The organism is Saccharothrix saharensis, from assembly GCF_006716745.1.
GTDB classification, from domain to species: domain Bacteria; phylum Actinomycetota; class Actinomycetes; order Mycobacteriales; family Pseudonocardiaceae; genus Actinosynnema; species Actinosynnema saharense.
Window position 1 is genome coordinate 3,001,687 of the sequence record NZ_VFPP01000001.1, and the last position, 23,654, is coordinate 3,025,340.

General features: G+C 72.5%; 14 protein-coding genes. 8 read left to right on the forward strand and 6 right to left on the reverse strand.

Translation table 11 applies throughout. From position 1 onward, the window contains the following. The first annotated feature begins 43 nt into the window (after positions 1-43). Positions 44-1,198 carry a YihY/virulence factor BrkB family protein gene (locus tag FHX81_RS12425; RefSeq protein WP_141978000.1) on the forward strand — a complete coding sequence of 385 codons (1,155 nt, stop codon included), beginning with the start codon at positions 44-46 and terminating at the stop codon, positions 1,196-1,198. Here FHX81_RS12425 and FHX81_RS12430 read toward each other — a convergent pair whose 3' ends face one another. The 4 genes from FHX81_RS12430 to FHX81_RS12445 form a co-directional block, all read right to left on the reverse strand. Then, positions 1,199-5,551, reverse strand: a complete 4,353-nt coding sequence (locus FHX81_RS12430; RefSeq protein ID WP_141978001.1) for a ricin-type beta-trefoil lectin domain protein — start codon at positions 5,549-5,551, stop codon at positions 1,199-1,201. A 153-nt stretch (positions 5,552-5,704) separates the two neighbouring features. Beyond that, positions 5,705-6,307 carry a hypothetical protein gene (locus FHX81_RS12435; RefSeq protein ID WP_141978003.1) on the reverse strand — a complete coding sequence of 201 codons (603 nt, stop codon included), beginning with the start codon at positions 6,305-6,307 and terminating at the stop codon, positions 5,705-5,707. Beyond that, entirely contained in the window at positions 6,295-15,132 is an 8,838-nt protein-coding gene (locus tag FHX81_RS12440) for a LamG-like jellyroll fold domain-containing protein (protein WP_141978005.1), read from the reverse strand. Before FHX81_RS12440 ends, FHX81_RS12435 begins: the two co-directional genes overlap by 13 nt. 157 nt (positions 15,133-15,289) lie before the next feature. Then, the gene (locus FHX81_RS12445) at positions 15,290-15,538 is read right to left on the reverse strand and encodes a DUF3039 domain-containing protein (protein ID WP_141978007.1); all 249 of its coding nucleotides are present in this window, start codon (positions 15,536-15,538) and stop codon (positions 15,290-15,292) included. A gap of 31 nt (positions 15,539-15,569) precedes the next feature. On the opposite strand from FHX81_RS12445, the gene FHX81_RS12450 reads away from it, so the two are divergent. Then, positions 15,570-16,478: a pseudouridine-5'-phosphate glycosidase gene (locus FHX81_RS12450; RefSeq protein WP_141978010.1), complete on the forward strand. Its 909-nt coding sequence runs from the start codon at positions 15,570-15,572 to the stop codon at positions 16,476-16,478. Continuing rightward, the gene (locus tag FHX81_RS12455; RefSeq protein WP_141978012.1) at positions 16,475-17,377 is read left to right on the forward strand and encodes a carbohydrate kinase family protein; all 903 of its coding nucleotides are present in this window, start codon (positions 16,475-16,477) and stop codon (positions 17,375-17,377) included. The genes FHX81_RS12450 and FHX81_RS12455 overlap by 4 nt, the downstream gene beginning before the upstream one ends. Here FHX81_RS12455 and FHX81_RS12460 read toward each other — a convergent pair. Further along, on the reverse strand, positions 17,359-17,673 hold the full coding sequence (locus FHX81_RS12460; protein WP_141978014.1) for a DUF3099 domain-containing protein: 315 nt from the start codon (positions 17,671-17,673) through the stop codon (positions 17,359-17,361). The genes FHX81_RS12455 and FHX81_RS12460 overlap by 19 nt on opposite strands. Positions 17,674-17,791: 118 nt before the next feature. Here FHX81_RS12460 and FHX81_RS12465 point away from each other — a divergent pair, with 118 nt between their 5' ends. Continuing rightward, the gene (locus FHX81_RS12465; RefSeq protein WP_141978016.1) at positions 17,792-19,285 is read left to right on the forward strand and encodes a PucR family transcriptional regulator; all 1,494 of its coding nucleotides are present in this window, start codon (positions 17,792-17,794) and stop codon (positions 19,283-19,285) included. On the opposite strand, the gene FHX81_RS12470 is transcribed toward FHX81_RS12465, so the two are convergent. Beyond that, positions 19,275-19,964, reverse strand: a complete 690-nt coding sequence (locus FHX81_RS12470) for a TetR/AcrR family transcriptional regulator C-terminal domain-containing protein (protein ID WP_141978018.1) — start codon at positions 19,962-19,964, stop codon at positions 19,275-19,277. The two genes, FHX81_RS12465 and FHX81_RS12470, sit on opposite strands and share 11 nt — an antisense overlap. Before the next feature lie 49 nt (positions 19,965-20,013). On the opposite strand from FHX81_RS12470, the gene FHX81_RS41280 reads away from it, so the two are divergent. From FHX81_RS41280 to FHX81_RS12490, 4 genes are all read left to right on the forward strand, one after another. Continuing rightward, positions 20,014-20,394 carry a hypothetical protein gene (locus FHX81_RS41280; RefSeq protein ID WP_211363476.1) on the forward strand — a complete coding sequence of 127 codons (381 nt, stop codon included), beginning with the start codon at positions 20,014-20,016 and terminating at the stop codon, positions 20,392-20,394. 122 nt (positions 20,395-20,516) lie between these two features. Then, the gene (locus tag FHX81_RS12480) at positions 20,517-22,004 is read left to right on the forward strand and encodes a DUF7782 domain-containing protein (protein ID WP_141978019.1); all 1,488 of its coding nucleotides are present in this window, start codon (positions 20,517-20,519) and stop codon (positions 22,002-22,004) included. Then, complete coding sequence (dtd, locus tag FHX81_RS12485) at positions 22,001-22,426, forward strand: D-aminoacyl-tRNA deacylase (protein WP_141978021.1); 426 nt, start codon at positions 22,001-22,003, stop codon at positions 22,424-22,426. The genes FHX81_RS12480 and dtd overlap by 4 nt, the downstream gene beginning before the upstream one ends. A gap of 201 nt (positions 22,427-22,627) precedes the next feature. Beyond that, positions 22,628-23,620: a sigma-70 family RNA polymerase sigma factor gene (locus FHX81_RS12490; protein WP_073895269.1), complete on the forward strand. Its 993-nt coding sequence runs from the start codon at positions 22,628-22,630 to the stop codon at positions 23,618-23,620. The last annotated feature ends 34 nt before the right edge of the window (positions 23,621-23,654 follow it).

A 23,654-nucleotide genomic window follows, 5' to 3' on the forward strand; every position in this document is an offset into this window, starting at 1 on the left:
CGACGCACGGTCGCCGATGCCGCGAAATCACCCGGCATGCACCATGCTTGATGTTGCGATGGGTTCGCCGAGGGACGACACAGCACGCAGCGCGGGTCGCAAGGGGCCCCTGCGTCTGTTGGCGCGCACGCTGTCCAAGGCCTGGGACGGCAGCATCTTCTCCGAGGCGGCCGAGGCGGCGTTCTGGCAGGTCCTGTCGTTCCCGCCGCTGCTGCTGGGTCTGCTGGGCAGCCTCGGGTACCTCGGTGACTGGTTCGGGCCGGAGGTCGTCAGCGCGGTCAAGGACCGGATCATCTCGACCTGCCGGACGATCTTCAGCCAGGACGTGGTCAACGGGGTGATCGTGCCCACCGTCGACCAGATCCTCACCACCGGCAAGGGTGAGATCGTCTCGGTCGGCTTCCTGATCTCGCTGTGGGCCGGGTCGTCGGCCATGTCGTCGTTCGTGGACGCGATCACCGCCGCGCACGACCAGTACGGCGTGCGGAACGAGGTGTGGCAGCGGATCTTCGCGCTGCTGCTCTACATGGCCAGCCTGGTGCTGCTGATCATCGGCCTGCCGGTGGTGGCGCTGGGCCCCGACCTGCTGCCGCGGGTGTTCCCGGACTCGTGGGAGCCGACGATCGAGTCGTGGCTGAGCGGGTTCTACTACCCGGGCATGGCGGTGCTGCTGGTGCTGGCGCTGGCGACGCTCTACAAGCTGTCGCTGCCGAACAAGCTGCCGTGGCACCGGCTCGTGCCGGGTGCCGTGCTGGCGATGGCGGTGTTCCTGCTGTCGTCCATCGGGCTGCGGCTCTACATCCAGTGGATCACCACCACCGGGTACACCTACGGTGCCTTGGCGACGCCGATCGCGTTCCTGCTGTTCGCCTACCTGATCGGGTTGGCGATCACGCTCGGCGCGTACTTCAACAGCGCGTTGCAGGAGATGTGGCCGGCGCGGATGACGCGACGGCAGCGGCGGCGGTGGCAGCGGCTGGAGATCGAGCGCGCCGCCGAGCGGATCCGGTCCGACGAGGGCAGGCAGGCGCTGCCGGCGGAGCGCAACCACACCGCACCGTCGCCGGCGGACCGGAACCACACCGTGCCGCTGCCCGTGGAACGCGCGCACCGCCCGCCCGCCGACCGGGGCGAACGGGGTGGCGGGGAGCGGTGGGAGCCCCCGCCCGCGCGGCGCGGACGGGGGCTCCCGAAGTGATCAGCTCGCCTTGACCGGGATGGTCCAGCGCTGCGCCACGTGCGTGTTGCAGTCGTTGATCTGCACCGTCGCCCCGTCACCGGTGTTGGCGTCGCGCACGCTCAGGCACCGGTTCGCCAGCAGGTTGACGACCCGGCCGTCGTGCCGGGCCACCCACTGCTGGCTCTCGTTGCCGTTGCAGGTGCTCAGCAGCACCGGGGTCAGCGCGGCGACGTTGCCGATGTCCAGGCACTTGCCGAACGCCCGGTACGCGCCGTCGCCGGTGTTCCACCACAGCTGCCCGCCCGGCCCGTAGCAGGTCCACAGCCACAGGTCGTTGCGGCTCGGGTCGTTGCCGACGACGTCGAGGCACTTGTCGACGTGCCCGATCAGGGCGCCGCGCATGACCGTCTCCGCGGTCATCCGCCACACCTGCCGGTCCCGTGCGGCGCCGCAGTTCTCGATCGAGAGCGCGGCGCCCGACGCGGTGCTCGCCGAGGTCAGGCACCGGCCGGACACCGGGTTCACCAGGGTGCCGTCGGGTCGCGCCTGCCACTGCTGGGCCGCGCTGCCGTTGCACTCGTAGAGGATCACCGGGGTACCGGCCGCGGTGACGCCACCCGACACGTCCAGGCACTTGCCCGCGCCGCGCAGCGCGCCGCCGATCGCCACCCAGCTCTGCGCCACCGAGCCGTTGCAGCCGAACTGGACGACCTTGTTCTCCAGCGGGTTGTTCCCGGAGACGTCGAGGCACTGCCCCGGCGGGCCGGTGACCTTCCCGACCCGGCCGCGCTCGGCCGGGATCTGCCAGACCTGCGTGGACAGGCTCGTCGCGCAGGTCTGGAGCACGAGCGGCGCGTTGAGCGCGATCGACGTCGGGGTCAGGCAGCGACCGGACAGGGTGTTGACGATCCGGCCGTCCTGGCGCACCACCCACTGCTCGCTGTCGTTGCCGGCGCAGCCCTGCAGGACCACCCGCGTGCCGTCGGCGGTGCCGGAGCCCTCCGCCGCCAGGCACCGGCCGCCGAGCAGGACGGATCCGTCGCCGTTGGTCGTCACGACCTGGGCGAAGCCGGTGTGGCAGCTGTGCAGGGCGACCGCTCCCAGGCCGGGATCGCCGTTGGTCAGGTCCAGGCACATGCCACCGGCCCGGAACTGGCCCGAGGTGACCGGCGTGTCCCGCTTGACCCGCACGTTGCGGAACCGGACGGGGTCGTTTCCGCCGCTGTTCTGCAACCCGAAGTAGCTGTTGCGGGCGTACACGCCGTCGGGGACCGTGAACTGGTTGACCTGCGTGCCGTTGAGCAGCACGGTCACCGTGTTCCAGTGCACGACCAGCTCGAACGTGTTCCACTCGCCGACCGGCTTGACGGGCGCGGTCGTGCTCGGCGCCTGCCACGCGACGATGCCGCCGGTTTTGAGGGTGTCGGTCGCGCCGGTCGGCCCGATGTTGACCTCCACGCCCTTCCCCGTCGCACCGACCGTCGTCGTGCCGGAGCTGGTGACCGGTGCCGGGAACAGCACGAACACGCCCGAGTCGGAGTTGGCCGAGGTGGCCTTCCAGTCCAGCTTGAGCGTGTAGTCGTTGTTGTAGGTGCGAGCGGCGTACCAGGTCACGTCGGTGCCGGTGGTGGTGACCAGCTCGCAGCCGTCGCGCTGCACCTTGGTCGTGCCCGCGATCCGCCAGCCGGACAGCTCGGACTCGTGCCGGCCGTCGAACACGCCGGTGAAGCCCGGTCCGTCCACGGCGGTGACGCAGTTGGACGCGGGCGGCGCGTACGCCTGGCCGCCGACGAAGTAGCCGGACGCGTCGACCGAGACCTCGGCCTGGCCGCGCTCGTTGCGCACGTCCACCTTGCCGCCCGCGCCCAGCGGCGCGAGCGCCAGGCCCGCGATCGACTCCAGCTTGCGGGAGCCCGTGTTGGTCACCGGCGACCACCCGCGCTCGGACGGTGACACGGTCAGCTCGGTGTCGGCCGAGTTACCGGTCGACGTCACGGTCAGCGCCGCCGCGACGGCCTGCGAGCTGATCCCGCCGATGCCCTTGACCTGGACGTTCGCCGACTGGCCCGCCCCGACCGGGCCGACCGGCACACCCTGGCCGGTCACCGTGTCGGCGATGCGGGTCGAGGTGGGCAGCGTGACGTAGCGCGAGCCGGAGCCCGGCACGAACCAGCCGACGACGTCGACCGCCGCACCGGTCCGGGCCCCGTCCGAGTGGTTCGCGATCCGGATCTTGCCGTCACCCCCGATGGGGACGACGGAGATGTTCGAGCGCCGGTCGGCCTGGCTCAGGGCCACCGTGGTGATGCCGGTCGGGTTGTCGCCGTGCAGGGACAGGTACGAGACGCCGGTCGCCTCGAACCCCGTCACGTTGACCACGACGGAGGTCGCGTTGGTCGGTACGCCGACCTGTCCCCGGATCGGCAGCTCCTGGACGTCGTCCTTCTTCAACGGCGTGCTGCGCGGGCTGGACGTGAACCCGCGCGTGTCGAGCACCCGTCGCGGCGTCTGCGCCGCGGTGAACAGGTCGGTGCTCTCCGCCGGGCTGAAGTGGCCGAGGGCTTCCACCACCACCCACGCACCGGCGTCCCGGCTCCGGATGCGGATGGCGCGGTCGTCACCGAGCGGGGCGAACATGGTCAGCGCGGTGAACCGGTCGTCACCCCGCAGCCGCACCGCGGTGGTCCGGCCGGCGTGGGCGGCGGGGTCGCCGGGCGAGACCTCCACCACGTTGTCGGCGGCGGACCGGGCGCTGATCGTGATCGCCACGGCGGTCGTGTCGCCGGGGACGTTCGGGAACGGCAGCGTGACGACCTGCCCGGCGGCGTACCACTGCGAGTGGATGCGCTGCTGCGACTGGTTCACGGTGAAGCCCGCGCCGGGGAAGGCGGGCACGTCGGAGTGCGGGCCCAGGTTGAGCACGCCGTGACCCCACGTGGTGTCGTGGGTCTTCGGCGAGGTCCGGCCCTGGAGCGCGGCCTGGATCTGGGCCGCGTCCATGGCGGGGTTCGCCGCCTTGAGCAACGCCGCCGCGCCCGCCACGTGCGCCGCCGCGGCCGAGGTGCCGGCCATCGGCTGGTGCCACGAGGACGTGGCCACCTTGTCCGGACCGGTGAGGTCGGGCTTGAGCCGGCCGTCGACCGTCGGACCGCGCCCGCTGGACGACTCGATCACGCCGGAGCCGGCCGCGGTGGCGCCGACCGCGATCACGTGCGGTGAGGTCGCGGGCTCGGTCACGCTCCCCGCTTCGGTGAACGTCTGGAGCTGGCCGCTGCTGCCCGTGACGAACAACTCGAACGGCGTGGTGAACTGCGCGTTGTTGTTCTTCACGAACGCGTAGTAGGTGTAGGTCACCACGTTCGGGTTGGTGAACGTGACTTCCTCGTTCGGGCTGAGGCCGCCCGCGGTGTCCTTCTGCGCCCTGGTCGACCGGGCCACGATGTTCGGGTCGTTCGGCCCGGTGGGCGGCTGCGACCCGGACATCACGTAGAGGTCGAGGTCCTGGGTCGTGCGCGGCCACGCGTCCCAGCGGACGCCGACCGTCGCCGACACGCCCGGCTGGACCGGGAACCCGTTGTTCTGCGTGCTGCCGCTGAACTCGACCCAGCTGTCGCCGTTGGCGTCGACCGGCTTGCCCGCGAAGTGCAGGCGCGCCTGGTTGCCGGCGGCGACGGACCACAGGATGCCCGCCTCGCGGCTGCGCTTGACCACGTCCGCCGGGCTGCCCGCCGGACCGGTGCCGTCACCGCGACCGCCCGTCGGGCTCAGGAAGCCGACGGCGGCGGTGATCACGTGGACACCCTTGCCGCGCAGCCACTCCTCGGCGGCCGAGAAGCTGACCGTGTCCTCGATGCACGCCAGGTACAGGTCGGCGTCGGGCGCCATGTCGTGCACGATCTCGGCGACCGCGGTGCCGTGCGCGGTCTTCTCGCTCGCGTCGACGCAGTTGGTGTTGTTGATCTCCAACCGGGTCCCGGACGGCAGCTCGCCCGCGGTCTGCGTCTCGACCAGGTCGCCGAAGCCGACGTCGATGACGCCGACCTTCACCCCGGCACCGCGCTTGCCGTCGGCGATCCACCCCTGGGCGCCGGACAGCCCGACGCCCTCGGACGTCACCGGCCCCGCCATCGCGACGGCCCGGTCTGGCAGCCGGACCTCGGTGACGCCGGGCTCGGCCGCCACCACGTCCAGCCTGTCCCCCGGCACGGCGGCCTTGACGCGGCCGCCGTCCGAGTCCGCGACCACGCCGCCCGCCTTGGCGACCGCGTCGCGCAGCCGGTTCTCGTCGGCACCCTCGACGTAGACGAGGGTGCGGCCCTCGGCGTCCTTGGCGACCGTCTGGCCGGGTCTCGCGTCGTCGGCGGAGTTCACCACATCGGGTCTGGACCCGTTCGACGGCTCGGCGGCCGCCCACCCCGGAGCTGCGACGACAGCCGCCCCCAGCGTGAAACACACGGCCGTGACGGCCGCACGTCGCATTATTGTCATGTCATCCCATTCAGGGTTGGTGCTGCAACAGGGAAATCAGGAAGCCGGGACGAACCGCACCCCGACCCCCTCGTCGGGAGACAGGAGAGGAGCGCCCGAGCCGGCGTTCTTCCCCGCGAGGTAATCGGCCAGGAAGAGGGTGAACGACTTGTCCGGCGTGAACGTCATCAGCCAGCTCTCGTCCGAGATCATCACCGGCCACGCGTCCGGGTCGGCACCGGCCGGGTTCCAGAAGAAGTGGAGCCCGTCCATCTCGCCCCAGACGATCAGGCCGCCCTCCTGCGGGTGGTACGGCCCGGGGAACGTCGGGGTGGTGCTCCCGCGGAACTCGGTCGTCAGCTCGGTGACCCGTTCGACCTGCCGGAACAGGTCGAACGACGGGGTGCTCGCGCGGGGCGCGAAGACGCGCAGGGCTCCGACCCACCCGGCGCCGAACCGGTCGACGAACCGCCGGTAGTCGGCGGGCGGCGCGACGCCGAGCTGCTGTCGGACCTCGTCCCAGTCCACCTCGGGAGCGGGCGCACCCGGCTCGCCCAGCACCGCCGCCACCTGCTCGAAGCAGTCCAACGGGCGCTTCATGGAGGCGGGCTGGTGCATTTCCGTCCAGTACTTGCGGTAGATGAACACTACTGCCTGCACCCCTTGTAACTCGGGATCTTCGTCGTCACGTTGTGCACCTTCGCCGCACACTCGAAGCCTTTGTTCCCCTTGGCGTAGATGTCGATGTAGTCAGGGACACCCACCCCGTAGTGCTCGATCATCGCGGGGTCTTCCGGGAAGTGCGGGATGACCTGGTAGTAGATCGTCTCGTCCTTCTCCAGCGCCTTCTTGATCTGCTTCTCGACGCCGTGCCACATCTGCGAGACGTTCGCGGAGTTCTGGTTGATCGGGACGAAGTTCTCCCGGATGTCCAAGCCGCCGAGGCAGTGGGCCAGCAGGTGGCCGTGCGCCTTGGCCAGCTCGCACTCGGAGTCGTAGCCCGTCAACTCGGGGTACGCCTCGCGCGTCGCCGCGCCGCGGAACTTGGTCAGGCAGGCGACCACTCCGGTGGCGTGGTTGTTCTGCAACGGCCCGTACCAGACCACCGAGCTCTTCAGCTCACCGTCGAGGCAGCCCTTCTCCTCGTCGGTGTCCTTGCGGGACTTGGTGATGTCGGGGGTGTCGACGGAGTGGGTGAACCCGTCCTTCGTGATCACCGTGTTCTCGTCGATCGCCTTGTCGATCTGATTGGTCGCGCCGAAGGTCGGGTGCAGCTCGATGGTCGGGTCGAGGTCCTGCCTGGCCAGTTCGCCGGCGGCGGCCCTGGCCAGGGGGACGAGGGCGTTGACGACCCACGGCGGGGGCGGCGGCGGCGCGGGAGGCCGCACGATCGGTGCGGGCGACCTCGGGATGGTCGGCGCGGACGTCCCGGGCGGACGGGGGCCGCCCACGGTGTCGTAGCAACGGGCGCCCCGGGCGCAGTCCAGTCGCATCGGGCGGCCGGGTGAACCGGTCCTGGGCGAGGTGGTCGTGGACGTGCCGGTCCGGCTCATCGAATCGATGTTGTCCACGGCCTGCTCCGCGGCGTGGATCACCAGCGCGCCACCCACCAGGACCGCCGCGCCGGTGGCCGCCTGACCGGCGGTGATCCCGCCCGCGGCCGCGATGATGGCGGCGGCGAGGCAAGGCGGGCAGTGGCCGGAGGGGTCGGCGTTGCCGACCGGGTCGTTGTTGCCGTACTGGTAGCGGTTCGCGGCGGACGAGGGTGACGGTGGGATGTCCCAGTCGTCGCGGCTGAGGAAGGAGCCCGTGCCGGGCGAGTACCAGCGGGCGGTCATGTTGACCGCGCCGGTGTCGCCGTCGGTCCAGTCGCCCTGGTAGCCCAGCGACGACGTCTCGCCGGACGACCTGGTCACCTCGCCGAACGGGTCGAACCCGCGCAGGCCGTCCACCGACGCCCCGAGGTACCGGCCGATCACGTCACCGTGCCGGTCGGTGAAGAGCATCTTGCCCTTGGTGGTGGCGGACGCCTGCTTGTCGGAGAGCGGCCTGCCGTCGGGCAGGCGGCTGATCAGCCTGGTCCCGTCGGCCACCGCCTCGTTGGACAGCCCGGCGTACTGGAACCGCGCGCTGCCCCTGGTGACGACCCGGTCGAGGCTGTCGTAGGCGTACTGGGCCGCCCCGTTCGCCACGAGCCGGTCGAAGGCGTCGAACGCCGAGGCCTTCGACTGCCCGGCCGCGACGGTCGAGGCCAGGGTGCCGCGGGCGGAGTACGAGTAGGTCGCGCCCTCGCCCGACTGGAGCCGGTTGCGCTGGTCGTAGGTGAACGTCTCGACGCCGACGCCGGTGCGGTTGCCCGCGTCGTCCCACCGGTACTGGGTGGTCGTGCCGGTGTGGTCCTTCCAGGACGTGAGCCGGCCCGCGCCGTCGTAGCCGTACTCGTTGGTCTCCTCGGTCGAGGTGTCGGTGACCGACTTGGCCACCAGCTTGTCGTCGAGGTCGTGGTCGTACTCCGCGCCGAGCAGGACGCGCGGCGGAAGTCCGCTGTCGACGTACTGCAACACCTGGTCGGACGAGGGCCGGCCGAGCGCGTCGTAAGCGAGCTGCCTGCTGGTCCACGAGCTGACCGAGCGGTCGGAGACCAGCGCCAGGCGCCCGGCCGCGTCGTACCGGTGGTCGACGGTCCGCCCGGACAGCGCGTCGACCGTGCTGGCCTGCCGGCCCGCCCTGTCGTAGCCGAACGTGGCCTTCCCGGACGCGTCCTCCCTGGTCAGGACGGTGTTGTCGCCGTTGTAGGTGTAGGTGGCGTTGCCGGCCGCGCCGAACGACTGGACCAGGTTGCCGCGCTCGTCGTACCGGTAGCCGCTGTCACCGCTCGGCGAACCGACGCGGACGAGACGGCCCGCGAGGTCGTAGGCGAACGTCCGGTCTGCCGTGGCCGCCTCCGCGCCGGCGCCCCGCTCGACGGTCACCCGCCCCTGGGCGTCGTACTCCCGCTCCACGGTCACGCCGCCCGGCTTGACCAGCCGGACCGCCTGCCCGGCCGCGTCGTAGACCGTGGTCCACGTGCGGTCGGCCGGGGCGGGGTGCGCCGCGGTCGGCGGTTCGACCACCGATTCCGCGGCGCCGAACGGCGTGTGGGTGTAGTCGGTGGCGTTGCCGTTGCCGTCGACGAACCGGCTCCGGTTGCCGACCTTGTCGTAGCCGGTCGCGGTGGTGATCGCCTTGGTCGCGTCCACCCGCTCGACCTGCCGCACGACCCGGTTCAGCTCGTCGTGGACGAAGCCGCGCACCCGGCCCTGCGGCGTGGTCTCCTCGACCAGGTTGTCGGCCGCGTCGTAGCGGAAGCCGGTGGCCCGCCGCTCGACGCCGTCGACGAGCTGCGCGCTGCGGGTCTTGCGACCGAGCAGGTCGTAGGTGTGGACGGTGACGACGCCCGCGGTGTCGGTCGCGGTGGCGAGCCGGCCCGCGTTGTCGTAGCCGTAGCCCACGGTGCGGTTCGTCGCGTCGGTCCTGCTCAGCACGGCGCCGATCGCGTCGAACGCCGCCGTCTCGGTCGACTGCAGCGGGTTGGTGACGGCGACGGGGTTGCCGGCCGGGTCGTACCGGACCGTCGTCGTGTAGTAGAGCGCGGTGCCCGACGACCGGTCGACCTGCGTCGACGTGACCTGGCGGCCCAGGTCGTCGTAGGTGAACCTGGTCTGCCCACCCGCGGGGTCGGTCCGCGAGAGCACCTGGCCGACCCGGTCGTAGGTGGTCCGCTCGACGCTCGGCGCGGTGCCGACCTGCGGGAGCGTCACCGCCAGCACCCGCCCGTACGGGTCGTACTCGTAGGACGTCACGCGGTCGAGCGGGTCGGTCATGCGGGTCAGGCGGCCCGCGTGGTCGTACTCGCTGCGGGCGGCCGCGCGGACGGGCGTGCCGCCGGGTGGCGTGTACTCGGGCACGGTGGTCGTCGTGGCCCGGCCCATCAGGTCGCGGTCGTAGGTGGTGACGCCGCCGTTGCCGTCCTTGACGTGGGTCGGTTCGCCGAACGCGTTGCGGCCGACGACCTCTGTGCGGGCGAAGCCGGTGGTCCGCACGCCCGCGACCCACACCTCGGTCGGCGGGTGGGTGGTCGTGACCGGCAGGCCGTTCGGGTCGTAGTCGTACGAGGTGGTGATCTGGCGCCGGTCCGTCGCGGCCAGCACCAGGCCGCGCTCGTCGCGGTCGTAGTGCGTGCTGAACGTCGTGGTGGCGTCGAGGACCGCGTCCTCGCGGGTCACCAGGCCGGCGGCGTCGTACTCGTACGCCGCGACCTCGACCCGGTTCGGGTCGGCGGCGCCGCGGGACTCCACCCGGACGGGGTTGCCGTCCGCGTCGCGCCGGTAGGTGGTGCTGCGCTGCAACCCCTCCGGGTCGACCGTGGCGGTGGTGACGAAGCCCGCCGCGTCGAACGCCTGCACGGTCTTGCGGCCACCGGCCCCGACGACCTGGGTGAGGTTCCCGGCCGGGTCGTAGAACCGCTCCTCCAGCGTGACGTCGACGACCGAGCCGTCGGGGCGCGAGTGGTCCTTGCGCACCACCGAAGCCGGCAGGCCGTCGTCGTAGTAGCGGTACTCGGTGCGGCGGCCCGCGGCGTCGTACGAGGTCTGGCGCAGACCGGACGGGTCGTAGACGTGCGACTCGACCAGCAGGCCGGTCGCGGCGGGGTCCTCCGGGTCGACACCGGCACCGGTCGTCGTCCTGGACAGCAGCAGGCCGCGCTCGTCGAACTGCGAAGCCCACGCGGTGCCGTTGACGTCGGTGACGACCTGCGTCAGGCCGTGGTCGAGGTAGGCGCGCGTCTCCTCGCCGCCGTCCGGGAACCGGGTGGAGACCAGGCGGTCGTGCGCGTCGTAGGCCATGGTGGTCGAGCGCGCGGCAGCACCGCCCTGGTCGACCGGCAACGCGTCCGCGACCACGGTCTTCACCAGGTTGCCGTTGCCGTCGTACTCGTAGGAGGTGACCTTGGCGTGCTTCGCGCCGGTGACCGGGTTGGTCGTGGTGGGCTCGGTCGTCTTCGCGAGCTGGGACCGCGGCGTGTACTCGTAGGTGGTCGTGCCGAACGCGACACCGCCCGCGTTGGCCCGGGTGATCGCCGTGCGGCGGCCCAGCGCGTCGTAGGTGTGGCGGACGCGCAGCCCGGTCGGTCCGGTCACCTGCGCCAGGTCGCCGTTGGCGAAGTACGAGTAGGAGGTGACCTGGTTGCGCGCGCCGGTCGACGTCAGCAGCAGGCCGGCCGGGACGGTGCGGCCGTCCGCCGAGGGCTCCACCCCCGTCGAGTAGGTGTGGGTCTCGACGGGCGCGGTCGCCGCCCCTTCCGGCTTGGGCCGGGTGGTGCGCGTGGGGCGGCCGTCCTCGTCGTAGGCGAACGTCATCCGGTAGGTGGTGTCCTCGGGGCCGCTGGACCGCGCGTCGGAGGTGGACTCCACCTTGTCGCGCCGGGGGTCGAGCGGGTCGGTCGACCGGACGTAGGTGAAGTAGGTCGTGTTGCACGACCCCGGCGCCCGGCACGTCTTGCGGCTCAGCACGTTCCCGCGCTCGTCGGTGGTCTCCTCGGTGCGCCGGTCGCTCTCGTCGACGACCGCGGACCGGAAACCGGCGGTGTTGTACTCGTACTTGCGCCACACGCCCCGGTGCAGGCGTCCGGTCTGCCTGCCGCCGTTGTCGACGTCGAACGTGTGCGTCCAGTCGCCGTGGTTGGCCGGACCGCGCAGCACCGCGGTGCGCGTCGCGTCCAGGACCACCGGCGTGTCGGTGGACCAGGTGCGCCCGTGGTGGTCGACCAGGGTCTTGACCCGGTCGTTCACGTCGTCGTAGGTGATCCGGGCGAACTGCCGGTCGTCCTGCGGCAGCGTGATCGAGGTCAGCACGTCGATGGACGCGCGGGCGTCGAAGTGCTGCCGGGCGGCCAGCGCGCCGAGCGGGCGGCCGTAGAGCGCCACCTCGTCGATGGAGCCGTCGAAGTGGAAGTTCGCCCCGTTGGTGGCGGGCCAGTCCTTCGCCACGCCGGCGCCGAGGGTGAGCTTGCCCTGCTGCTTCGGGTCCACGAGCCCGGACAGCGTGCCCTCGGCACGTCCGTCGAGGTAGAGGACCTGGGTGTCGATGGCGGCGGACAGCACGGCGTGGTGCCACTGGCCGTCGGCGACCGGTCGGGTGCTCACGACCTGCCGCGGCCCACCGGTGTCCCGCAGCGAGAACCCGCCGTAGAGCAGGCCGTCGGTGCCGACGTACAGGATCGGGGTGGACCGCGTGGGCGTGCCGCTCGGGAACGGCTGGTCGGCGTAGCTGATCAGGGTGCCGTGCGCGGTGGTCTTGAACCACAGCTCGACCGCGAGCGACATGGTGCCCTTGGTCAGGTCGTCCGGCAGCGTCACGTAGCTGCTGTTGCCGTCGAACGAGGCCGCCGCGTCGCCGGTGCCGCCGAGCGCGCCCCCCGTGCCGAGGATGACGCCGTGCGGGGTGGCCGCGTGCTCGCCGGGACGCCGCGCGGTGGCGTTGGCGAACGTGTCGCCTTCGGTCTCGCCGAGCCTCCAGTAGGTCCTCGGCTTGTCGTCCAGCACCGAGCTCGGGTAGTGCGACGCCGCAGTGTGCCCATAGGTGGTGCAGTTCGGCCCGACACCGGGCACGCACGCCTTGGTGAGCCGGTCGCCCACGTACTCGTAGGTCCACACGAGCGGCGCCGCGCCGGTCGCGGGAGGCTGCGTGGTGACGGCCGTGACGTGCCCGCCGACCCACGTCATGGTCAGCTCACGGCCGCTGACCGCGCTGGCGATCCTGGTGACGTGGTCGTTCGCGTCGTAGTGCAGGTCCTCGACCAGCCCCGCCGGGTCCACGATCGCGCGGAGCCTGCCCAGGACGTCGAACCGCCACTGGCCGCCGGTTGAGTCGCGCAGCGTGTAGTACCCCGACGCGGTGTCGTGGACCAGTTCGGCGCTGTCGCCCAGGGGTGAGCCGAAGGTCCCGTCGCTGTTGCGGCCGAACCGGATCTGCCTGCCGCTCGGGTAGGTGACCACCACGTTGCCGGACCGGTCGTCGTCCTGCTCCAGGCGCATGTCGAGCCGGGACGCCCAGCCGACGCCGAACGCGGTGTCGCGGCGCGGGTCGAGGCTGTTGTAGGTGCGGGTGATCGTGAGGTCGGGTCCGGCGGTGGCCACCGCGGCGTCGGTCACGGTGGTCGAGTAGTTGCCGATGTTCGGGTCGAGGCCGGGCGCCAGTGCGCCGTCCGGGTTGCCCGCGAGGTGGGAGGTGATCTGGGGCTGCGGCACGCGGGTCGTCAGGACCAGCGGTCCGATCCAGAACGGGGTCGCGTCCACGGTGTCGTAGACCTTCACCGCCCAGAAGTAGGTCTCGGCCCACTTGAGCGGCTCCGGCGTCCACGACTGCGCGGTCCAGCCGGACTCCTGGCAGCCCGCGGTCAACGCCTCGTCGGTGCAGACCAGGAACTTGTAGGTCAGCCCGCGGGCCGGCCAGTTGTCGTCGTCCACCCCTTCGGCGAACAGCGTCGGCGTCACCGACTCGACCACCGAGCCGCTGCCCGGCTGCTGGTAGTTCGACGACGGCGGGGTGTTGTGAACCGTCAGGTCCACCCGTCCGTAGGGGACGCCGTGCGCGACGAAGTAGTCGTGGCCGCCGGGGGTGAACATGGTCAGGTAGAGCTGGTAGTCACCGGGTGCCAGCGGGTCGATCGGGACGTCGAACGCCGCCGAGCCCATCGGGGGGACGTCGTGGGGCGGCGCGAACGTGGGCGTGCGGATGAACGTGTCGCCCTGCTTGACGATGTAGCCGAACCGCGTGCCGCCGCCGGGGGTCCAGGTGGAGGAGCCGAGGTTCACCGCGGTCGCCTGGAGGCTGCCCGCGCGGCTGTTCGTGGGCAGCGTGACGCCGGAGACCTCGAACGACGCGCCCTCCGGCGAGTAGCGCACGTCGAGGTACGGCGGGTTCGCGGAGTTCGCCGACGCGAAGCGCTTGCCGTTGACGTCGGTCTCGTCGGACGCCCGCAGCGACAGGCCGTGGGCGAGGGCCGCGCCGTGCGTCCACCTGGTCATCAGCCAGGCGTCGAGCGGGAGCCCTTCCCAGCCGGGTGCGGCGCAGGCGCTGCCGGCCGGGCCGCCGTGCGCGAACGACTTGCTCGACAGCGCCTGGCCGACCGCCGCGCCGGGCCAGGGCGTCGTGCCGTTCCACGGCTGCGTCACCTCGAACACCGTCACGGAGCGCGGGGTGCAGTTCGGCGAGTAGATGTTGTCGACCGCCAGCGAGGCGCTCAGGACGAACGTGTTGCGCAGGGAGTTCTGCGCCGCCCCGAAGCGCAGGTACGCGCGGGATGCGGGCTGGCCCTGGACCCGACCGACTTCCAGGTCGATGGCGCTGGGTCGGCTGGCCTGGTTCGAGCGGACGTAGGTGTCGTCCAGGTCGGTGGTGAAGCGGCCGGCCGACGGGTCGACCGTCACCGGGAAGACCCGTTCGGGCGCGCGGAGCCAGGCCTGGTCCAGGTCGACGCGCAACGTCCACGCGTCACCGGACCGGTCGAGGGCGTAGCGGACGCCGGTGGAGCGCACGCCGGCGGCGTCGTCCATGAAACCGGCCGGGATGACGGCGACGACCTCGTCGCCGTCGACGAGTTCCACGTCACCCGCCGCGCCGAGCCGCGGTTGCAGGGCGCGCGTCGACAGGGTGAACGAGTACGACGTGGGCGCGGCGGCCGACGCCAGCACCAGGTCTTCCTTCAGCCCGGTCCGGGTGGCGGTGAGCCGGAGGTCGGTGGCGGGCAGCACGGCGCGGTAGGTGATCGCGCTGCCGGAGACCTCACCGCGGGAGGCGGCGGCGTCACGCAGGCCGTAGGTGAGGTGGTGGTCCGCGTCGAACTCGACCCGGACCAGGTCGCGCGCCTGGGCGGAGGTGGCGAAGCTGACCTCGACCGGGGTGGTCCCGGGCCGGACGCGGTCACCGTCGGGCGCGAGGGTGAGGTCGACCGGCTGCCACGAGCCGTCGGCCTGCCGGACGTTGGCCTGACCGGTGTGCAGGCGCAGGGTCCGCGTGCCGTCGGGGTTGTCGAAGGTCTGCGAGTCCTCGGTGCGGTCACCCGTGCGCTCGACGGCGTTCGCGTCGATCGCGGGCACGTCGCGAGCACCGGTCACGGCCGGTGTGACGCGCTGCTGCCCGGCGGTGAAGGCGCGCACCTCGGGCAGCGGGGCCGCCTGGTCGGGCACCGCGCCGGCCGGACGGGCCTGGTCGCGCGGCGGGAGTTCCCGGCCGAACCGCGAGTCCTGCGCGGAGGCGTCGTGCGTCGAGTCGTCGGCGGTGCCGCCGCGCTGCTCGGGAGCGGTGGTCGACGCCCCAGGGGGGAGCCCCCGCCCCGGGCCGAACGGGGTCTGCGAGCCGGGCACCACCGGCGCGACCACCGCCAGCACCAGCAGCAGGACGAACCATCTTCGGGCAGCACGAACTACCGGCGCGCGTCTCACGCGTCCCCCCCAGGTTCCGTTGACGGGCCGTCCTCAGCCCGGCCGGAACGTTAACGAGGGGTCCTCACACTCGGCTCACACAACACCAACGCGCCACCAGGCGCGGTAAAACCCCGGGCGCGTCGACCGGTGCGCCCGGGGTGCGGTCCGCCGGGTCCTACTCGCCGCCGCCCTTGGGCAGGCCGTCGTAGATCTTCTTGCACTCCGGGCAGACGGGCGAGCCCGGCTTCGGCGACTTCGTCACCGGGAACACCTCGCCGCACAGCGCCACCACGTGCGTGCCCATCACCGCGCTCTCCGCGATCTTGGCCTTGCGCACGTAGTGGAACATCTTCGGGGTGTCGTCCCCGGTGTGGTCCGTGCCTTCCGGCCGGGTCTCCACCTCGGGCAGAGTCTGCGTGCTCACGCGAACAGCGTACCTGGGATGATGGCCCCTCGTGAGCACGCCGAGCGTCACCGACGAGGTCCGATCCGCCCTGGCCGAGAACCGGCCGGTGGTCGCGTTGGAGAGCACGATCCTGTCCCACGGGCTACCGCCCGGCCGCAACCGCGAGGTCGCCGAACGGCTCGAAGGCGTGGTGCGCGCCGCGGGCGCGGTGCCCGCCACGATCGCCGTCCTCGGCGGCGTACCCAAGATCGGGTTGACCCCCGCCGAGCTCGACCACGTCTGCGACCCGGCCAACGACCTGGTGAAGCTGTCCCGGCGCGACCTGGGCGCGGCGTACGCGCTCAAGCGCGACGGTGCGACGACGGTCGCGAGCACGGCCGCGCTGGCCCACGCGGCGGGCATCGGGGTGTTCGCCACCGGCGGGCTGGGCGGCGTGCACCGGGGTGCGCGTGAGACGTGGGACGTGTCCGCGGACCTGGACGTGCTGGCCACGACGCCGGTGCTGGTGGTGTGCTCGGGCGTGAAGTCGATCCTGGACATGGGCGCGACGCTGGAGCTGCTGGAGACCCGCTCGGTGCCGGTGATCGGCTTCGGCACGGACCGCTTCCCCGCGTTCTACCGGCGGGAATCGGAGTTCGGCGTGCCGTGGCGGGTGGATTCGGCGGCCGGTGCGGCGGCCGTGGTGGCGGCGCACCGGACCGTGCCCGGTGTGGCGGGCGTGCTGCTGGCCAACCCGATCCCGGTCGAGTTCGAGATGGACGCCGACCTGCACGAGCGGCTGCTGTCGGAGGGCCTGGAGCTGCTGCGCGAGCGGAACGTGCAGGGCAAGGAGGTCACGCCCGTGCTGCTGGAGCACTTCCACACCGCCAGCGGCGGGGTGAGCCTGGACGCCAACGAGGCGCTGGTCGTGTCGAACGCCTCCCTGGCCGCGTCGGTGGCCGTGGAGCTCGCGTCGTGACTTCGATCGTGGTCGTCGGCGACGCCGGGCTGGACGTGGTGGCCCGGCACGCCGGCCCGATCGTGCACGGCGGCGACTCGCGGGCGTCGGTGACCATCGAACCCGGCGGCGCGGGCGCGAACACCGCGGTGTGGCTGGCCGCGTGCGGCACGTCGCCGGTGCTGGTCGCCCGGGTCGGCGCGGACTCGGCGGGACGGCAGGTGCACGCCGAGCTGACGTCGGCCGGGGTGCGGTGCGCGTTCGCCGTGGACACCGAGGCGGCGACGTGCTGCGTGGTGGTGCTGGTGGACGACACCGGTCAGCGCAGCATGCTGCCCGACCGCGGCGCCAACGCCCGCTTCTCCCCCGGCGACCTGGACCGGGGGCTGCTGCGGGACGCCTCGCACCTGCACCTGTCCGGGTACGTGCTGCTGGACGCGTCGTCGCGGCCGGCCGGGTTGGCGGTGCTGCGCGCGGCCCGCGAGGCGGGGTTGACCACGTCGGTCGACCCGCAGTCGTCGGCGTTGATCTACGACGGGTTCCTGGACGACATCCGCGGCGTCGACCTGCTGCTGCCCAACACCGAGGAGCTGGTGGCGCTGACCGGGTCGGCCGAGCCCGCGTCGGCCGCGTCGCTGCTGGACGTGGTGGGCGCGGTGGCGTTGACGTCCGGCGCGGGCGGCGCGAGCTGGGTCGACGCCGACGGCGTGGTGTCCGTGCCGGCGGAGGACGTCGAGTGCGTGGACTCGACCGGCGCGGGGGACGCGTTCGACGCCGGGCTGCTGGCGGCGTGGCTGTCCGGGGCGTCACGCCGGGACGCGCTGCTCGGCGGGGTGCGCGCGGCGGCGCGGGCGGTGTCCGCCGTCGGCGCGCAGCCGGCGGAGGTCCAGCCGTCGGGGGTTCAGCCCTCGATGACGTGATGCGGGCGCGACTCGATCGCCCGGTGCTCCTTGACGAGGCGGCTGGCCTTCTCCGCCTTGCGGGGCGGCCGGTCGTTCGCGACCAGCACCGCCATCCACGGCAGCGGTACCGACAGCACCAGGAAGGCCAGGGCCAGCCACCAGGTCTGGTAGAAGACCATCGCCAGGATGAGGCACGGGATGCGGGCGCCCATCATGATCGCGTACTTGCGCTTGCGCGCGGCGTGCTGCTCCTCGTAGGAGGGCGCCGCTTCGGTGATGAGCACCGGTGTGCCGTCGCGCTCGGGACTGACCATGCCTCCATCGTCCCACCGCGTGAGCCCGACGGATACCTGCCCGGTGTGTTTTTGATTGCTGCTCGTGCCGGCCGGCGTGACCGCCGCACGGGCGCGCCGGTGACCTTAGGATCCCGTTGTGGTCGCCCTTGATCGCCTGGTCGACGTGCTGGGGAGCCTCGGCACGCACCTGAGCTGCGCGCCCCGGGGACGCAACGTGGACCTGCGCGGGGTCGCGCTGCACGACCCGGCGGAGCACACGACCGCCGCCCCGGACGACGTGCTGCTCGGGTTGGGCGTGCCCTCACCCGCCGCCGCGGCCAGGTTGGTGGGCACGACGGCGGCCGCGGCGGTCGTGCTGCACGGCGCCCCGCCGTTGGACGAGCGGGTGCTCGCGGCGGCGAAGAAGTCCGGCGCGGCGGTGCTGCTGGTCGACCCGTCGGTGCCGTGGGGGCAGTTGGCGAACGTCGCGCAGACCCTGGTGCTCGGCGGTCAGGGCTCCGGTGACCTGTTCGCGGTGGCGGACGCGATCGCGGCGGTGGTCGGCGGGCCCGTGACCATCGAGGACCAGCAGTCGCGGGTGCTGGCCTACTCCTACCGGCAGCAGGGCGTCGACCCGGTGCGGGTGCAGACGATCCTGGGACGGCGGGTGCCGGAGGAGGCGTGGCAGGCGCTGGACGCGTACGGCGTGTTCACGCACCTGGCGCGGTCCGACGAGCCGCTGTTCGTGCCGAAGCTGACCGACCAGCTCGGCGGGCGGTTGGTGGCGGCGGTGCGGGCCGGGCGCGAGCTGCTGGGATCGGTCTGGGTCGAGGTGGACGAGCCGGTGGACGCGGCCCGGGCGTCGGCCCTGGTGGACGGTGCGCGCACGGCGGCGTTGCACCTGCTGCGAGCACGGGCGTCGGCGGATCTGGAGCGGCAGGCCGAGGCGGACCTGGTGATCGAGGCGCTGGACTCGGGGCTGCCCGCGAACCTGGCCCGGCTGGGGCTGCCGTCGACCGACCTGCGGGTGATCGCCGTGCAGGCGCACGCCGGCGAGGGTGAGCACGGCGCGGCGCTGCTCGCGTTCTCCCGGGCGACGGCGGGCTTCGGCTGGTCGCGGCCCGGCCGGTCGGCGTTGTTCGGCAACGTGCTCTACACCGTGCTGCCGTGCGGCGACGACCCGTCGGCGGCGGTGGACTGGGTGCGGGCGCTGGGGCGTGAGCTGCCCGCGGAAGCCCTGGTGCTGGCCGGGGTGGGTGGCCGGGCGGACGCGGCGTCGCTGCCCGCGTCGCGCGGTGAGGCCGACGAGTGCCTGGCGCTGTCCGGCGGCGAGCCCGTGGTGTACGACCGGGCGTGGGCGCGGGTGCTGTTGCGGCGGCTCGCGGCGGTGGCGGAGGCCGGGCGGTTGCCGTCGCGCGGGCCGGTGGCGGACCTGGTGCGGCACGACGCCGAGCACGGCACGCAGTACGCGGTCACGTTGCGGGCGTGGTTGGCGGCCCAGGGCGATTCGCGCGAGGCGGCGCGGGTGCTGTCCGTGCACCCGAACACGCTGCGGTACCGGATGCAGCGGATGGCGGCGGTGACGTCGTTGCCGTTGGACGACCCGGAGCAGCGGCTGGCGATGGCCATCGCGCTGGCGATCACGCCCTGAGCGCCGCCAAGCCGCCGAGCAGCAGGTCCAGGCCGAACTCGAACCGCTCCGCCGCGGTCTCGGCGGTGAACAGGGGGCCGGCGGCGAGCGTGTTGGCGAACGCGTCCGGTGGCAGGGAGCTCAGGTACTCCCCCATCCGGCTGCCCCGGTCGGCGACCTCGGTCCGGTCGACCGCGAGCCACGCACTGCCCTCGTACGCGAACGCTTTGGTGTAGAGGGTGAGCGCGTCGGCGGCGTAGGCCGCCCGGGTGAGCGACAGGCCGCCCGCGCGCAGGAGGCTGAGCAGCGCTTCGCCGTGCCGCAGGGCGTTCGGGCCGATCGGGATCATGATCTGCCAGGCGACCTCGGCGATGCCCGGGTGGGCCTGCATGGCCGCGACCTGGGCGCGGAGCAGGTCCTTGACCTGGTGCTGCCAGCGATCGGGGTCGGGCGCGGGCAGCGGGACGTCCTCCAGGACCCGGTCCAGCATCAGCTCGACCAGCTCGTCCTTGGTGGCGACGTGGGCGTAGAGCGAGGCCGGGCCCGTGCCGAGGGCGTGCGCGACCCGCCGCATGCTGACGGCGTCGAGGCCTTCGGCGAGCAGCACGTCCAGGCCGGTGCGGACGATCAGCTCCCGTGACAGGCGCGGCTTGACGGCCGGCTTGGCGGGTGGCGTGCGCCAGGGCGGGTCCTGCGTCATGCGAACACCGTACTTGACACGAACACCGTTCGTTCGGAACATCGTTCGTGTGACGAACACTGTTCGACCGAGACCGCTGATCGAGCTGACCGCTGCTGTCGCCGCGTCCCCGGAGGTCGTGCTGGCCGCGGTGGAGGCGGCGATCCGTGCCGCCGGGGGTGGCCGGATCGAGGTGGACCGCGTGCGGCGGACGGTCGCCGTTCAGGGCGGGTGGTGGTACCGCGGCGAGTACGAGGTGGAGGCGACCGCCGGGGGCAGCCGCCTGACCCACCGCGTCCGCAACGTCGCCCGCCGGGGCCGCTGGGCCGTGCCGCTGGCCAACCGCCTATTCGTGGGCTACCGCGCGCGGACCTCCTGCGGCTTCACCGCGTTCGTGAGGGACCTGAACGTTGAATTCGGGGGTCCTGAACGTTCGACTCTCGAGACCTGAGCGTTCGACTCTCGCGTGTGTCGAACGCTCAGGTCCCGAGTGTCGAACGCTCAGGTACCCCGAGTTCGACGTTCGGGTGGGCTGGTCGGGCGCGGGCGGGTGGGGCGCGAGACCATGGCGGCGTGCTCCCTGATCTTTCCGCCGACCTGACCGCACGGCTGCGCGAGGCGTTCCGCGCCGCCGACTACGACGCGGACGGGGTGGTCGACGTGCTCGGGCCGCAGGCGCACGCCGCCCTCGGCCGCGGTGAACCCGAGGCCGCCCGCCGGGCCACCCGTGACGCGGGCGCGCTCGGCACGCTGGTCCGCCTGTTCCTGCTCGGCGACACCGAGCCCGAGGCCGCCGTCCGCGCGGCCCTGCCGGACGTCGACCTGGACACCGCCGTCAAGGCCGAGGTGCTGCGCGGTGACGGCGACGGGCTGCGCGCCGGGCTGGACATCCGCCCCTACGGCGACGACGAGGGCTCCTGGTGGGTCATCGCCGACCAGGACGCCGACCAGCGCGGCGGCCCCGTGCCCACCGACCACGTGCTCGGCGTCGGCCACGCCTCCATCAGCCTGGCCCGCGCCACGTCCCGCCGCCCGGTCGGCACCCTGCTCGACCTGGGCACCGGCTGCGGCGTCCAGGCCCTGCACGCGAGCAGGCACGCGGAGCGCATCACCGCCACCGACCTGTCCGACCGGGCGCTGGCGCTGGCGGCGGGCACGTTCCGGATCAACGAGGTGGACGTCGAACTGCGCCAGGGCGAGTGGTTCGGCCCCCTGCGCGGCCGCCGGTTCGACCAGGTCGTCTGCAACCCGCCGTTCGTGGTGGGCCCGCCCCGGGTCGACTACGTCTACCGCGACTCCGGCCTCGGTGGCGACGACGCCAGCGCCCTGGTCGTGCGCCAGATGCCGGCGTTCCTCAACGAGGGCGGCGTCGGCCAGCTGCTGGCCTCCTGGCTGCACCGCAGGGGCGAGGACTGGGCCGACCGCGTGTCGTCCTGGCTGCCGCGCGGCGGCGTGGACGCCTGGTTCGTGCAGCGCGACGTCGCCGACCCCGCCCTCTACGTCGGCACGTGGCTGCGCGACGCGGGCGTCGACCCGCGCAGCGCCGAGGGCCGCGCCAAGGCGTCGGCGTGGCTGGACTGGTTCGCCGACAACGACGTCGAGGGCATCGGGTTCGGCTTCGTCACCCTCCGCCGCACGGACGCCGCGCACGCCGAGGTGGTGTGCGAGGACCTGCGCCACGCCTTCGACGACCCGCTGGGCCCCGAGTCCGCCGCCTGGCTGGACCGGGTCGCCTGGCTGCGCGCCACCGACAACGACCGGCTGCTGGCCACCCGCTTCACCGTGCCGGGGACCGTGCTCCTCGAAGAGGTCTCCGAGCCGACCGACGAGGGCTGGGAGGCGGTCGTGCGCCGCCTGCACCGCGTGGACGGCCCGGGCTGGCAGCACGAGCTGGACGAGACCGCGGCCAAGCTCCTCGCCGGCTTCCGGGGCGCGCTGCCGCTGGCCGACCTGGTCACGCTGCTCGCCTACGCGCACGACCTGGACGCCGACGCGCTGGCCGCGGCCGCCCTCCCGATCGTCCGCGACCTCGTCCGGCACGGCATGGTGGTGCCCGCGTGAGAGCGGTTGTGGCACGCGTCACAGAGGCGTCGGTCACGGTGGACGGCGAGGTCGTGGGCGAGATCGCCGAACCGGGCCTGTTGGTCCTGCTCGGCATCCACGTGGACGACGACGTGGCCAAGGCGCACGTGATGGCGCGGAAGCTGCACGAGTTGCGCGTCCTGCGGGACGAGGAGTCGTGCGCCACGACCGGCGCACCCCTGCTCGTGGTGAGTCAGTTCACACTCTACGGAGACGCGCGGAAGGGTCGGCGGCCGTCCTGGACGGCCGCCGCACGACCCGAGCACGCCGAGCCGTTGGTGGGGGAAGTGGTCTCGGAACTGCGCCGGAAGGGCGCCCGGGTACAAACCGGACGGTTCGGCGCGATGATGTCCGTGCGCAGTGCGAACGACGGTCCGTTCACCGTGTTGGTCGAACTCTAGATCGTTCTCAGGCAATCCTCAGGATTCGCGGCGCAACCGCTGTGACGGCAGTGACGTCTCTTGGTCATGGGAAGCGGGAACCATTTCGACCCGGTTCGCGTTTCCCCCAGTGACAGACACCGAAAGGTGGCCGCGCAGCGCAGCGCGGAGTGTGCGACACGACCGCACTGCCAGCCCGCGACACAAGGGGGAGGGAGCGCCATGACCGTCCCGAAGCTCCTCGACCGTCAGGTCGGGAACGAGACGACCAGCACGAGCGCCGAGTTGGACCTCGACGCCCAGGGACCGGCCGCGGACCTGGTTCGGGTCTACCTGAACGGGATCGGCAAGACAGCGCTGCTGACCGCGGCGGACGAGGTGGAGCTCGCCAAGCGGATCGAGGCGGGCGTCTTCGCGCAGCACAAGCTCGAGACCCACCCGGAGCTGCCGGAGGAGCGCCAACGCGAACTCCGCGCGTTGATCCGGGATGGGCACGTGGCAAAGAACCACCTTCTCGAAGCGAATCTGCGCTTGGTGGTTTCGCTGGCGAAGCGATACACCGGGCGCGGAATGCCGCTGCTCGATCTGATCCAGGAGGGGAACCTGGGTCTGATCCGCGCGGTGGAGAAGTTCGACTACACCAAGGGCTTCAAGTTCTCGACCTACGCGACCTGGTGGATCCGCCAGGCGATCACGCGGGGAATGGCGGACCAGGGTCGCACGATCCGGCTGCCCGTCCACCTCGTGGAACAGGTCAACAAGCTCGCCCGGATCAAGCGCGACCTGCACCAGCAGCTCGGCCGCGAGGCGACCAACGAGGAACTGGCCAAGGAGTCGGGCCTGTCCCCGGAGAAGGTCGTCGACCTGCTCGACCACGCGCGCGACCCGGTGAGCCTGGACATGCCGGTCGGTACCGAGGAGGACGCCCCGCTGGGCGACTTCATCGAGGACTCCGACGCCACGGACGCGGAGAGCGCGGTCATCTCCGGCCTGCTGCAGGACGACCTGCGCCGGGTGCTGGCCACGCTGGACCCGCGCGAGCAGGCGGTGATCCGGCTGCGCTACGGGCTGGAGGACGGCCAGCCGCGCACCCTGGACCAGATCGGCAAGCAGTTCGGCCTGTCGCGGGAGCGGGTGCGGCAGATCGAGCGCGAGGTCATGTCGAAGCTGCGCCAGGGCGAGCGGGCGGCCAAGCTGCGGGCCTACGCCAGCTGAGCTGACGCGATACAGCGTCCACCCAGCGGGAAGT